Annotated in this window: 8 protein-coding genes; 7 read left to right on the top strand and 1 reads right to left on the bottom strand. The window is 71.1% G+C overall.

Translation table 11 applies throughout. From position 1 onward, the window contains the following. Positions 1-171 precede the first annotated feature (171 nt). From C6N31_RS04880 to C6N31_RS04900, 5 genes are all read left to right on the top strand, one after another. Positions 172-3,270, top strand: a complete 3,099-nt coding sequence (locus C6N31_RS04880; RefSeq protein WP_138358663.1) for an endo-alpha-N-acetylgalactosaminidase family protein — start codon at positions 172-174, stop codon at positions 3,268-3,270. A gap of 82 nt (positions 3,271-3,352) precedes the next feature. Then, positions 3,353-4,246 carry a helix-turn-helix domain-containing protein gene (locus tag C6N31_RS04885; protein ID WP_138358684.1) on the top strand — a complete coding sequence of 298 codons (894 nt, stop codon included), beginning with the start codon at positions 3,353-3,355 and terminating at the stop codon, positions 4,244-4,246. 32 nt (positions 4,247-4,278) lie between these two features. Then, entirely contained in the window at positions 4,279-6,798 is a 2,520-nt protein-coding gene (pepN, locus tag C6N31_RS04890; protein ID WP_187144831.1) for an aminopeptidase N, read from the top strand. Positions 6,799-7,042: 244 nt separating this feature from the next. Beyond that, the gene (locus tag C6N31_RS04895) at positions 7,043-8,431 is read left to right on the top strand and encodes a pyridoxal phosphate-dependent decarboxylase family protein (protein WP_198357166.1); all 1,389 of its coding nucleotides are present in this window, start codon (positions 7,043-7,045) and stop codon (positions 8,429-8,431) included. After that, positions 8,428-9,846: a lysine N(6)-hydroxylase/L-ornithine N(5)-oxygenase family protein gene (locus tag C6N31_RS04900; protein ID WP_138359081.1), complete on the top strand. Its 1,419-nt coding sequence runs from the start codon at positions 8,428-8,430 to the stop codon at positions 9,844-9,846. The genes C6N31_RS04895 and C6N31_RS04900 overlap by 4 nt, the downstream gene beginning before the upstream one ends. Here the strand turns inward: C6N31_RS04900 and C6N31_RS04905 are convergent. Further along, positions 9,818-11,647: a bifunctional metallophosphatase/5'-nucleotidase gene (locus tag C6N31_RS04905; RefSeq protein ID WP_138359079.1), complete on the bottom strand. Its 1,830-nt coding sequence runs from the start codon at positions 11,645-11,647 to the stop codon at positions 9,818-9,820. The two genes, C6N31_RS04900 and C6N31_RS04905, sit on opposite strands and share 29 nt — an antisense overlap. Before the next feature lie 130 nt (positions 11,648-11,777). Between C6N31_RS04905 and C6N31_RS04910 the strand changes: the two genes are divergently transcribed. Beyond that, positions 11,778-12,491 (top strand): SIMPL domain-containing protein, encoded by a 714-nt coding sequence (locus C6N31_RS04910; RefSeq protein WP_138359077.1) that lies wholly within the window; start codon positions 11,778-11,780, stop codon positions 12,489-12,491. A 160-nt stretch (positions 12,492-12,651) separates the two neighbouring features. Then, entirely contained in the window at positions 12,652-14,085 is a 1,434-nt protein-coding gene (pyk, locus tag C6N31_RS04915; RefSeq protein WP_138359075.1) for a pyruvate kinase, read from the top strand. Positions 14,086-14,099 lie beyond the last annotated feature (14 nt).

The raw sequence follows: 14,099 nt of genomic DNA on the forward strand, positions 1-14,099 counted from the left end.
TTTGTCCATGGGCGCGCCGGGTCCCCGCGACGCAAGGTGTAGGGCGATCGACCTGTGAAGCAGCTGTACAGCCGGTGGTCACCGGCTGTGCCGCCCACGGCAACCGGCGGTGCGTCCAGCAGCACCGCCATGCCGTGGCGATGCCGTAGTTATGCCGTAGTGAGGAGTGCGATGTCCGCCCCCGACACCAGCATGGAAGCCGGTCCCAGCCGCCGCGCGGTGGTGCTCTCCACCGCAGCCGCCGGACTGGCCGCGGCGCTCGTCCCCGGACAGGGCAGCGCCGCCGCCGCGACGGCCGCCGCGGGCCGAGCGGTGATCCGCTCGGCGCAGCTGGACGTCCGCGTCCACACCGCCTTCCCCGGCATCGCCTCCTACACCGACCGCGGCACCGGCGCCGTCATCCACGGCGCGCCCGCCCCCGCGAGCACCGTCCTCATCGACGGCGCCGTCCACACCCCGCAGGTCACCAGCGCGGTCCGCGCCCACCGCATCGCGTACACCCTCACTTTCGACGGCGGGACGCGCATCGAAGCGCAGATCGCCGTCGACGGCTGGACCGCCGAATTCCGTGTCACCGCCATCGCCGACACCGACAGCCTGCGCGTGGGCACCCTGCAGATCCCCGGACTGCGGCTGCTGAGCGTGCGCAGCGACCAGCCGGGGGCCACCCTGCTCGCCGCGAAGCTGCAGCTCGACAAGGCCACCAGCGGCGACACCCTGGTCCGCGTCACCGCCACCACACCCGCCGAGGCGGCGGCCACCGGCTGCGCGTACGCGGTCGTCGCCACCGACGCGCTCGGCGCCGCGATCGAGAGCAACACCGTCTACGACAAGCCGGTCGGCGCGCAGGGCACCACCTGGGAGAACGGCCGCTTCTGGCGGCAGACCCTGGCCGGCGACGGCTGGATCGAATCCGGGCTGGCGCCCGGCCAGTGGACGTACCGGGCCGCCGGCGCCGCCACCACCGACACCGAGCCGCTGCCGTACGCCAAGGTCATCGTCACCCGGGACCGCAACGGCGACGGGAAGGCCGACTGGCAGGACGCGGCGATCGCACTGCGGGACATCGCCGTCACCCCGCTCGGCGCCGACACCCAGCACCTGCGGGTCGTCCCGCACATCCCGTTCAACTTCGCCAGCCAGGCCACCAACCCGTTCCTGGCCACCCTCGACAACGTCAAGCGGATCTCCCTGGCCACCGACGGGCTGCGGCAGTTCACCCTCCTCAAGGGCTACCAGTCCGAGGGCCACGACTCCGCGCACCCCGACTACGGCGGCAACTACAACCGGCGTGCGGGCGGCCTCGCCGACCTCAACACCCTCGTCGCCCGCGGCGCCCGCTGGAACAGCGACTTCGCCGTCCACGTCAACGCCACCGAGTCCTACCCGGTGGCCAACGCCTTCTCCGACCAGCTCGTCGACAAGACCGACCAGCAGTGGGACTGGCTCGACCAGTCCTATCGGATCAACGCCCGCCGCGACCTGATCAGCGGCGACATCGCCGCCCGCTTCCAGCAGCTGCGCGACGAGACCCACCCGGCGCTCAACACGATCTACCTCGACGTGTTCCGCGAGTCGGGCTGGACCTCCGACCGGCTCCAGCGCCATCTGCGCGCCCAGGGCTGGAACGTCACCAGCGAATGGGGCCACGGCCTGGAGCGCTCCTCCCTGTGGTCGCACTGGGCGAACGAGACCGACTACGGCGGCGACACCTCGCGCGGCATCAACTCGCAGCTCATCCGCATGGTGCGGCACCATCAGAAGGACGTCTTCGCCGACAAGTGGCCGCTGCTGGGCACCGCCAAGCTCGGCACCTTCGAGGGCTGGGTCGGCAAGACCGACTGGAACGCCTTCTACCGCACCGTCTGGACGGAGAACCTGCCCGCCAAGTACCTCCAGGCGTACCCGATCAGCACCTGGACCGACCACGAGATCACCTTCTCCGGACCCACCGCCACCTCGGTGACCGACGCCGACGGCACGAAGACCATCACCACCGACGGCCGCACCGTCTACCGCGGCGGCAGCTACCTGCTGCCCTGGGAGCCGCGGCAGGCCAAAAACCCGCCGAAGCTCTACCACTACAACCCGGCGGGCGGCGCCTCCACCTGGCGGCTGCCGGCCGGCTGGGCGGCGGCCCGCACCGTCAGCCTCTACCGCCTCACCGACCAGGGCCGCCGCTTCGAAGGCGACCTGCCGGTCCGGTCCGGCTCCGTCACCGTGCCCGCCGAGGCCGGACAGCCCTACGTCGTGTACCGCGACCGGGCGCCCCGCCAGGCCGCCCCCGGCTGGGGCGAGGGCACCGTGATCCACGACCCCGGCTTCCACTCCGGCCGGCTCGACGACTGGCACGTCAACGGGCCGGCGACCGTCGTCCGCAACCCCATCGGCGACTACGAACTCGTCATCGGCGCCGGCCCCGCCGCCTTCGTCGGCCAGCGCCTGACGCGGCTGCGGCCCGGCAGCTACGCGGCCTCCGTCCAGGTCGAGGTCGGCGCCACCGCGGGGGAGCGGCGCAGGGCGGCCCTGGAGGTCCGTACCGCCGACGGCGTCACCGCCGTCAACTGGACCGACACCTCCACCGCGGGCAACTACGTCGCCGCCGACCGCAAGCACGGCTCCCGCATGCAGCGGATGTTCACCTGGTTCACCGTCCCCGAAGGCGGCGGCCCGGTCACCCTCGCCCTGCGCGCCGACGAGGGAGCGGCCCGCGTCACCTTCGACAACGTCCGTGTCGTCGCCGCCCTCCCCACCCGCAGCCCCGGCGCCCTCGTCCACGAGGACTTCGAGAACGTCCCCCAGGGCTGGGGCGCCTTCGTCAAGGGCGACGCAGGCGACGTCACCGACCCCCGCACCCACATCGCGCAGCGGCACTCCCCGTTCACCCAGGCCGGCTGGAACGGCAAGGTGATCGACGACATCATCGACGGCACCCAGTCCCTCAAGTCCCGCGGCGAGAACGACGGGCTGATCTACCGGACCGTCCCGCACACCGCCCGCTTCGCCCCCGGCCGCCGCTACCGCGTCACGTTCCGCTACGAGAACGAGGAAGCCGGCCAGTACGCCTGGATCACCGCCACCGACCGCCCGGAAACCACCGAACTGTCCCGGACGCTGCTGCCCGCCGCCCGGACGCCCGCCACCCACAGCTATGAGTTCACCGCCCCCGCCGACGGCGACGCCTGGGTGGGGCTGCGCAAGGCCGGCGACAGCGGCACCGCCGAGTTCTCCCTCGACACCTTCACCGTCACGGACCTCGGTCCTGCATAACACCCCAAACCGCCAGGGGGCCGGGGGCGTGGCCCCGACCCCCTGGCCAGCACCGCACTCCATGAGCCAAGATCAGTCCTCGATGTTCCACACATGGATGCGCTACTTCTCCCCGAACCCGGTCCACCACCGGCTCGGCCTGGTATGCCTCGGCGTCGGCATGCAGCACGGAGCGCTGCCCACCGTCGGGCCGCGCACCATCGACCACCACGTCGCCGTCGTCATCAGCGCCGGCTCCGGCTGGTTCCGGCACCGCGGCGGCGACGCCGTGGAGATCACCGCGCCCACCCTGCTGTGGCTCACCCCCGACGCCGAACACCACTACGCGCCGCACCCCGGCAGCGGCTGGGACGAGAGCTTCGTCGACTTCACCGGACCGGCCGCCGCCACCTACACCGAACTCGGCTACATCGAGCCCGACCGGCCCATCGTCCCGCTCAGCGACACCACGGGACCGCGCGCCGTCATCGCCCGCATCGCCCGCGCGGCCCGCCCCGGAAACCCGCTCCTGGAAGTCGAGAGCTCCGCCGCCGTCCATGAACTCCTCGTCGCCCTGCGCCGCGCCCGCGCCGACACCACCGGCGACGGCGACCGGGTGCTCGACGCCCTCGCCCGCGACGCGTTCCTGCCGCTGACCATCGCGGAACACGCCGCCCGGCACGGCATGACGCTGGCCGAACTGCGCGCCGCGGTCCGCCGCAGCGCCGGCTGCAGCCCCAAGGACTACCTGCTCGGCATCCGGCTCGGCCGCGCCAAGGAACTCCTCGCCGCCACCGACCTGCCGGTCGCCGCCGTCGCCCGCCGCGTCGGCTACGAGGACCCCGCCTACTTCAGCCGGCTGTTCACCCGCCGGGTCGGCGCCGCCCCCGTACGCTTCCGCGAACAGCAGTACCGCACCGTCCCCGGCGGCTGGTCCACCGACCACCTCGACCCCCGGAAGATCACCCGGCAGGCCGCAGATCACCCCGGGCCGTGACCTGGACCACCTCGTACGGCAGCATGTCCGGCATGCCAGCCCTGACTCGCGCCGAGGCCGAGACCCGCGCCCGCCTGATCGACGTTCACCATTACGCGATCCACCTGGACCTCACCCGCGGCGACGCGACCTTCCGCTCCACCACGGTGATCCGCTTCAGCGCGCGTGAAGCCGGCGCCGCCACCTTCATCGACCTCAGGCCCGCCGCACTGCACAGCGCCGCACTCAACGGCCACGCGCTCGACCCCGGCACCCTGGACGACGGCCGGCTCCCGCTCACCGGGCTGCGGGCCGACAACGAACTGCGGATCGACGCGGACATGCACTACTCCCGCACCGGCGAAGGCATGCACCGCTTCACCGACCCCGCCGACGGCGAGGTCTACACGTACTCCCAGCTCGGCCTCGACCACAGCCCCGCGTTCGCCGCCACGTTCGACCAGCCCGACCTCAAGGCCGTCTTCGACGTCACCGTCACCGCCCCGCCCGCCTGGACCGTCCTCGGCAACGGCATAGCGCAGCGCACCCGCGCCGGCGAAGGGCACTGGCAGCTCGCCAAGACACCGCCCATCAGCACCTACCTCCTCGCGGTCGCCGCGGGCCCCTGGTACAGCATCCGCACCGAACACGCCGGACTGCCCTTCGGCCTGCACGCCCGCAAGAGCCTGGGACCGCACCTGGAGAGCAACGCGGCCGAGCTCCTCGACACCACCCGCCGCTGCTTCGACCGTTACCACGAGATCTTCGACGAGCCCTACGCCTTCGACTCCTACGACCAGGCGTTCGTCCCGGAGCTCAACTGGGGCGCCATGGAGAACCCCGGCCTCGTCACCCTCCGCGACGAATACGTCTACCGCTCCGCCGTCACCCACACCGAACGCCAGAGCCGGGCCGTCGTCATCGCCCACGAAATGGCCCACATGTGGTTCGGCGACCTCGTCACCCTGCGCTGGTGGGACGACATCTGGCTCAACGAGTCCTTCGCGGAGTACCTCGGCTACCAGGTGCTCGCCGAAGCCACCGGCTTCACCAGCACCTGGACCGACTTCGCCATCGCCCGCAAGATCTACGGCTACGACGCCGACCAGCGCCCCTCCACCCATCCCGTCGCCCCGGAAGCCGTCCCCGACACCGCCTCCGCGATGCTGAACTTCGACGGCATCTCCTACGCGAAGGGCGCCTCCGCACTGCGGCAGCTCGTCGCCTGGCTCGGCACCAGGGACTTCCTCGCGGGCGTCAACGACCACATGGCCCGGCACCGCTTCGGCAACGCCACCCTCGACGACTTCATCGAGTCCCTCGCCGGCGCCACCGACCGCGACGTCCGCAAATGGGCCGCGCAGTGGCTGCGCACCACCGGCGTCGACACCCTCCAGCCGCACTTCGACGGCCCCGCCGCACCGTTCATCGCCCGTACCGGCAGCCGCCCGCACCGCATCGGCGTCGGCCTGTACGACCGCGCCGTGACCGACCCGTGCCGGCTCGTCCTGCGCGAACGCCTCGCAGCGGACCTCGCCGCCCCCCGCGTCCCGCTGCTGCCCGAAGGCCGCCCCGTCCGCCCCGACCTGGTGCTGCTCAACGACGGCGACCTCAGCTACACCAAGATCCGCTTCGACGACCAGTCGTGGACCACCGTCACCGAATGCCTCAGCGGCCTGCCCGACCCGCTCTCCCGCGCCGTGGTCTGGAACGCCGCCCGCGACCTGGTACGCGACGGCGAACTGCCGCCCGGCGACTACTTCGAGCTCGTGCTGCGGCACCTGCCCGCCGAGACCGACCCCGCCATCGTCCAGGGCGTCCTCGCCTTCACCCGCGGCCAGCTCATCGACCGCTACCGCGGCCCCGCCCGCCGCACCGCCGACCTCACCCTGCTCGCCGGTGTCTGCCGCACCTTTCTGTACGGAGCCGACACCGCCCTGCACCTCAGCGCTGCCCGCACCCTCATCGACTGCGCCGTCACCGGATCCGACACCGCACGGCTGCGCGACTGGCTCACCGCCGGCCGGATCACCGACGGACCCGCCCTCGACCCCGAACTGCGCTGGCAGCTGCTGCTCCGCCTCACCGTCCTCGGCGCCGCCACCCCTGGGGACATCGCCGCGGAACTCGCCCGCGACCCCAGCGCCTCCGGCGAGGAGGGCGCGGCCCGCTGCCGCGCCGCCCTCCCCGACCCGCAGGCCAAACACGCCGCCTGGACCTCGATGTTCGGCGACGACTCCCTGTCGGTCTATCTGTTCACCGCCACTGCCCAGGGCTTCTGGCAGCCGGAACAGCACCATCTGCTGCACGGGTACGTACCGCACTACTTCGCGGCGGCCACCGCCGTCGCCGCCCGCCGCGGACCCGCGCTCGCCACCGCCGCCGGCCGGCACGCCTTCCCCACCACGGCCACCGACATGTCCACCCTGCGGCTCGGCGGCGAATGCCTGCGCGACGCGAACCCGCTGCCGGCCCTGCGCCGCCAGCTCGCCGACCAACTCCACGACCTGCAAAGGGCGTTGAAGATCCGGGCGACATACCCCGAGCCGGCCGACGACACCGTCCGCGGCTAGGCCACGGCGACGCCACGGCCCAGGACCGTTCCACCAGGGTGCCCGCCGGCCGGGCGGGCACCCTGCGCCAAACCCTGCCACGAAGCGTCCGACCTGCCCGATCACACCGCCCTGACCACCCCCCCGCACGGCCGGAATCCGATCCTCCGCACCGGCCCCGCAATACCCCTGACCGGTGGCTCTCGTTGAGCACACCGGGCGGAACCGCCCGCCCGACAGGCAGCGACCGCGAAGGGGCCACCCCATGCCACCCCAGCTCGCCGGAGGGATCACAGGACCCGGCCACCTGCGCCCCCTGCTGGACACCGTCCTCGACGCACTGACCGCCGGCGCCACCGCCCGCGGCGGACCCCTCCCCGCCGGCGGCCCCGACACCGTCGCCCGGCACGTACGCGACGCGTGCGCCCCCGTCATCCCACACACCGGAACCGGCGCGGAACACGCGCTGCGCACCCTCGTCCACGCCCTCGCCGCCGGAGCCGCCGACCCCGCGCACCCGCGCTGCGTCGCCCATCTGCACTGCCCGCCGCTGGCCCTCGCCGTCGCCGCGGACCTCGCCGCGAGCGCCCTCAACCAGTCCCTCGACTCCTGGGACCAGGCACCCGCCGCCAGCGCCCTCGAAGCCGAGACCACCGCCGCCCTCGCCGCCCTCGTCTACCCCGGCCACCGCGCCCCCGACGCCCTCGTCACCAGCGGCGGCACCGAGTCCAACCACCTCGCCCTGCTGCTCGCCCGCGAACGCCACCCCGGCGGACCGGCCCTGCGGGTCGTGTGCGGAGCCAACGCCCACCACAGCATCCAGCGCGCCATCTGGCTCCTGGGCCTGCCACCGGCCCACGTCCTGCCCACCCCCGCCGGCACCCTCGATCCGGCCACCCTCCACACCGCCCTCGGCGAGCTCCGCGACCCCGGCCCCGTCCTCGTCGTCGCGACCGCCGGAACCACCGACACCGGCGCCATCGACCCGCTCCCCGAGATCGCCCACCACACCGCCGCCCACGGCGCCGAACTCCACATCGACGCCGCCTACGGCGGACCCCTGCTGTTCAGCGACCGCGCGGCACACCGCCTCGACGGCCTGCCGTTCGCCGACTCCGTCACCCTCGACCTGCACAAACTCGGCTGGCAGCCCATCGCCGCCGGCCTGCTCGCCGTACGCGACACCACCGCCCTGCGGCCGCTCGCCCACCAGGCCGACTACCTCAACGCCGACGACGACACCGAAGCGGGCCTCCCCGACCTCCTCGGCCGCTCCCTGCGCACCACCCGCCGCCCCGACGTGTTCAAGATCGCCGTCACCCTCCGCGCACTGGGCCGCGAAGGACTCGGCGCCCTCGTCGACACCGTCTGCGACCAGGCCCAGCACCTCGCCGACCTCATCGACGCCCACCCCGCCCTCACCCTGCGCGGCCGCCCCGAGATCAGCACCGTCCTGTTCCGCCCCACCCACGCCGACGACACCCACGTCGCCGCCCTCCGCCGCCGCCTCCTGCACGAAGGCCACGCCGTACTCGGCCGCGCCCACGCCGACGGACGCCTCTGGCTCAAAGCCACCCTGCTCAACCCGCACACCCGGCCCGCCGACCTCACAGCGCTCCTGCACCTCACCACGGAAGGCACCACGGCCCGATGACGACAGCGCCCCCCACCCCGGAACCCACCGAACCCGCCACCCCCGAAGAACCCCTCGACCTCCTCGGCATCGGCATCGGCCCCTTCAACCTCTCCCTCGCCGCCCTCGCCGACGGCATCCCCCACCTCACCGCCGCCTTCTACGACCAACGGCCCTCCTTCCAATGGCACCCCGGCCTGCTCATCGACGGCGCCACCCTCCAGGTCCCGTTCCTCGCCGACCTCGTCACCCTCGCCGACCCCACCAGCCGCTGGTCGTTCCTCTCCTACCTCAAAACCCGCGAACGCCTCTTCCCCTTCTACTTCGCCGAGCGCTTCCACATCCACCGCGCCGAATACGACGCCTACTGCCGCTGGGTCGCCGACACCCTCACCACCACCCACTTCGGCCAACAGGTCGACACCGTCCGCTGGAACCCCGGCCGCGCCCTGTTCGAGGTCGACCACACCCACCTCGACCGCAACGGCGAAGCCGAAGCCCTCGGCCGCACCCACGCCCGCAACCTCGTCATCGGCATCGGCACCAGCCCCTACGTCCCCGAACCCCTGCGCCCCCTCGCCGAAGCCCCCACCGTCCCCGTCATCCACTCCAGCGACTACGTCAACCAGCGCGCCCGGCTCCTCGCCACCGACCACATCACCGTCGTCGGATCAGGACAGTCCGGCGCCGAAGTCTTCCTCGACCTGCTGCGCGCCCGCCCCGCCGGCCGCGAACGCCTCACCTGGATCGCCCGCACCCCCGCCTTCGCACCCATGGAATACAGCAAACTCGGCCTCGAACAGTTCACCCCCGACTACACCCGCTACTTCCACGGCCTCGCCGAACCCGTCCGCGACCAGCTCGTCCCCCAGCAGTGGCAACTCCACAAAGGCATCGACCACGACACCATCAACGCCATCCACGACGAGCTCTACCGCCGCACCCTCGACGGCGGCTGGCCCGACGCCACCCTCACCCCCGGCGTCACCGTCCGCACCGCGGGACGCCTCGGCAGCACCGGCATCGAACTCCACCTCGAACACGAACAACAAGGCACCCGCAGCCGCCTGCAGACCAGCGCCGTCATCCTCGCCACCGGCTACCGCGAACGCTCCGTCGACCAACTGCTCGCCCCGCTCCACCCCTACCTGCGCCGCGACGCCGCCGGCCGGCCCCGCATCGACGCCGACCACCGGCTCGCCCTCGACCCGTCCATCAGCGGCGCCGTCCACATCCAGAACGCCAACCGCCACACCCACGGCGTCGGCGCCCCCGACCTCGGCCTCGTCGCCTGGCGCTCCGCCGTCATCCTCAACGCACTGACCGGCAAGGAGCCCTACCCCCTGCCGGCCAGAACGTCGTTCACCACCTTCGGCCTCGACGGGACGGCCGCCTCCAACGTGCCGACTAGAACAGCGGCACTCCGTCGCGGGTGAGCTTCCAGCTGTCACCGCCGAAGGCGGACGGATCGATCGAACCGTTCGCCTTCACCCACGCGATGATCGTGTTCCGGATCTCGTCCGAATTCGCCCACACCGACGGCGTCGCCGCCACATGCGGGAAATTGCCGCCACCGTTCGCCCGGTAGTTGTTCACCGCCAGCACGAACTTCGCCGACGGATCCAGCGGCGCGCCCTGGAACGTCAGATTGGTGATCCGCGAACCCACCGGCTTCGCGATGTCGATCTCGTACGACACCCCGCCCACCACGTCGTAGTTGTAGTCCGGAGTGCTGTCCGCGTTCGTCAGCTTCGACACATCCACCACCGCACCCGCCGCGGTCTGCACGAAGTACTTCGCCGAGAACTCCAGATAGTCCTTCACCTGCGCACCCGTGAGCACCCGCGCGTCCAGCGTGTTCTCGTACACATACAGACCCGCCACATCCCGCAACGACACCTGACCCGCCGGAATCGCCGCCGTCCGCGAGAAACACGCCGCCTGCGACAGCACCGGCAGCGCCGCGTACGCCGTCCCCGCCAACGCAGCCTTCACCGTCTGGCTCTGCACCGCGTTGATGAAGTCGATGATCGGCGTGTCCTTGTACGGTGCCTCGGTCGCCGCCATCGCGACCGTGCACGTACCGACCACCTGGTTCACATACGCCACGACCTTGTCGTGCTCCGCCTTCACCAGCTTCACCACATGCGGGTCCTCCGCCACCGCGTTCGCGTTGCGGACCTCCGCCACCACCGACGTCACCGACCAGCGGCCCCGCGAGAACTCCAGCCCGATGTCGAAGACACTCAGCCGCATCCCCCACATCAGCGGCTCCGACAGCACCACGTTCTTGCCGGACACCGTGTTGACGACCGTGCGCGACGCGACCTCCTTGTGCGTGTGCCCCACCAGGATCGCGTCGATCCCCGGCACCTGCTCCGCCACCAGCGACGACGCGTTCTCCGGATACGGCAGCGCGTCCCCGTACGACGTACTGCCGTCAAGACCCGAGTGATCCGTACAGATCACCACGTCACAGCCCAGCGCCCGCAGCTTCGGCACATAGATCTTCGCCTGCTCCACCAGACCCGGGAACGCCATCTTCCCCTGCACATTGGCCTTGTCCCAGATCGCGATCCCCGGATTCGTCAGCCCCAGGATCCCGACCTTGATGTCCTGCCCGCCGTGCACCCTGATCCGCTTGATCGTGTACGGGGGGAACGCCGGCTTCAGCGTCTTCGCGTCCACCGCGTTCGCCGCCAGCAGCGGGAAGTCGCACTGCTCCTGGAATTTGCGCAGCACCGGAATGCCGTAGTTGAACTCATGGTTGCCCAGCGCCGCCGCGTCGTACCGCATGTGGTTCATCGCCAGCGCCATCGGGTGCACCGGTGCGCGCTTGCCGGCGGTGCCGGTGATCGGGTCCACCCGCGCGTAGTAGTACGACAACTGCGTGCCCTGGATGATGTCGCCCGCGTCGATCAACAGGGTGCGGTCGCAGCCCTTCTCTGCACGCGCCTGCTCCACCAGCGTGGAGATCTTCGCCAGACCCACGTCGTTGTGGGTGCTGTCGTCGTACTCCTTGTCCGTGAAGTAGTCCCAGTTGAAGACATGGCCGTGCAGATCCGTCGTGCCCAGCACCCGCAGCGAGTACGTCTTCGGGCCGTGTCCGTGCCCACGCCCCTCGTCGTGCGCCTGCGCCGGCGCGGCGCCGGCAACGGCCCCCGTGGCGCCCGCGAGCGCCACCCCCGCACCCGTGGCGGCGGAACGGTTGAGGAAGGTCCTTCGGTTGAGCGGCATGTCGGCTCCTGGTCTGTCCGGTGATGTAACGCGCGTAGATTCTGGCGCAGGAACACCACCCCGCAACACCCCCCAGGCATTTCCATCAGATGTCCCGCCGGAGAATGCCCCGCCTGCGACAGTGGGGCACATGGCCACAGAAACGGACAGGACCCACCCGACCGCCGAAGCTCCGCACGTCGGCGTCCGCGGCGAAGCCACCCTCGAGGTCGAACCCGAACTCGCCCGCATCGCCGTCACCGTCAGATCCCGCGGCGCCGACCGCCGCCACACCCTCGACGACCTCACCCGCCGCAACACCCAGGCCCTCGACCTCATCAAGAGCTACGGCGAAGCCGTCGAGAAGATCGAAACCGGCACCTTCGGCCTCACTCCGGAACTCCGCGAAAAAGGCCGCGACCGCGGCGAGAAGATCCGCGCCTACCACGGCGTCGTACGCATCGGCGCCACCCTCACCGACTTCACCGCCCTCGGCGAACTCACCACCCGCCTCGCCGACCTCGAACTCACCTCCGTCGACGGCCCCTGGTGGTCGCTGCGCCCCCAGTCGACCATCTACCGCGAAGCCCGCAGGCAAGCCGTCCACGACGCCGTCCAACGCGCCCGCGAATACGCCGAAGCCCTCGGCTCCACCCTCACCGCCCTCATCGAACTCGCCGACGAAGGCGTCCAGCAGGCCACCCCCTACCCCCGACAGGCCTTCGGCGCCATGAGCTCCCGCGCCGCCGGCGGCCCCGGCATGGCCGACTTCGCCCCGCAGTCCCTCGACCTCGAACCCGAACGGCAGAACGTCTCCGCACACGTCACCGCACACTTCACCATGACCCCGCCCCCGCTCGGCTGACCCGGCGGCCCTCCACCCGGCCCCCACCGGGACCCGCCACGCTGCTCACATGAGCACTGCCATGCACGTTCGACACTTGTCAACAACCGTTAATCCAGCCGACGTTGGACAGTCGCCTCCACCCATCTGCCTACCCGTCAGTAAGTCATAGGCTCGAAACATGCGCCGAGCAAAAATTGTCTGCACCCTGGGCCCCGCCACCGACAGCTACGACCAGATCAAGGCACTCGTCGAAGCCGGAATGGACGTCGCCCGCCTCAACCTGAGCCACGGCTCCTACCCCGACCACGAGGACCGCTACCACCGCGTACGCAAAGCCTCGGAAGAGACCGGACGCAGCGTCGGCGTCCTCGCCGACCTTCAGGGCCCGAAGATCCGCCTCGGCCGCTTCACCGAAGGCCCCGTACTCCTTGAACGCGGCGACGAATTCACCATCACCGTCGAAGACGTCGAAGGCGACCGCCAGCGCTGCGGCACCACCTACAAAGGACTCGCCGCCGACGTCACCAAAGGCGAACGCATCCTCGTCGACGACGGCCGCGTCACCCTCGAAGTCACCGAAGTCCAGGGCTCCCGCGTCCACACCATCGTCATCGAAGGCGGCATGGTCTCCGACAACAAGGGACTCAACCTCCCCGGCGTCGCGGTCTCCGTCCCCGCCCTCTCCGAAAAAGACATCGAAGACCTCCGCTGGGCCCTGCGCATCGGCGCCGACATCATCGCCCTCTCCTTCGTCCGCAGTGCCCAGGACGTCATCGACGTCCACCGCATCATGAAGGAAGAGGGACGCCGCGTCCCCGTCATCGCCAAGATCGAGAAGCCGCAGGCCGTCGACAACCTCGAAGAGATCGTCGACGCCTTCGACGGCATCATGGTCGCCCGCGGCGACCTCGGCGTCGAAATGCCCCTCGAAGCCGTCCCCATGGTCCAGAAGCGCGCCATCAAACTCGCCAAGCGCAACGCCAAACCGGTCATCGTCGCCACCCAGATGCTCGACTCCATGATCGACGCATCCCGCCCCACCCGCGCCGAAGCCTCCGACGTCGCCAACGCCATCATGGACGGCACCGACGCCGTCATGCTCTCCGGCGAAACCAGCGTCGGCAAACACCCCATCGAAACCGTCAAGGTCATGGGCCGCATCATCTGCGCCTCCGAGGAAGAGATCCTCTCCTCCGGCCTCCCCCCGCTCACCGAACGCAACAAGCCCCGCACCCAGGGCGGCGCCGTCGCCCGCGCCGCCGCCGAAATGGGTGACTTCCTCGGCGCCAAGTACCTCGTCGCCTTCACCCAATCAGGCGACACCGTCCGCCGCCTCAGCCGCTACCGCTCCCCGATCCCCCTCCTCGCCTTCACCCCCGAACCCGCCACCCGCTCCCAGCTCAACCTCACCTGGGGCGTCGAAACCCTCCTCGGCCCCATGGTCCAGACCACCGACGAGATGGTGGACCAGGTCGACGAAGCGCTGCTCCGCATCGGCAAGTGCCGCAAGGGCGACGTCGTGGTCATCACCGCCGGCTCCCCGCCGGGCGTGCCCGGCACGACGAACATGGTGCGCGTGCACCACATCGGCGAGGACGACTCCCCGAAGTAGCCGGACCACTCCGT

Source organism: Streptomyces fildesensis (assembly GCF_016107395.1).
Lineage (GTDB): Bacteria > Actinomycetota > Actinomycetes > Streptomycetales > Streptomycetaceae > Actinacidiphila > Actinacidiphila fildesensis.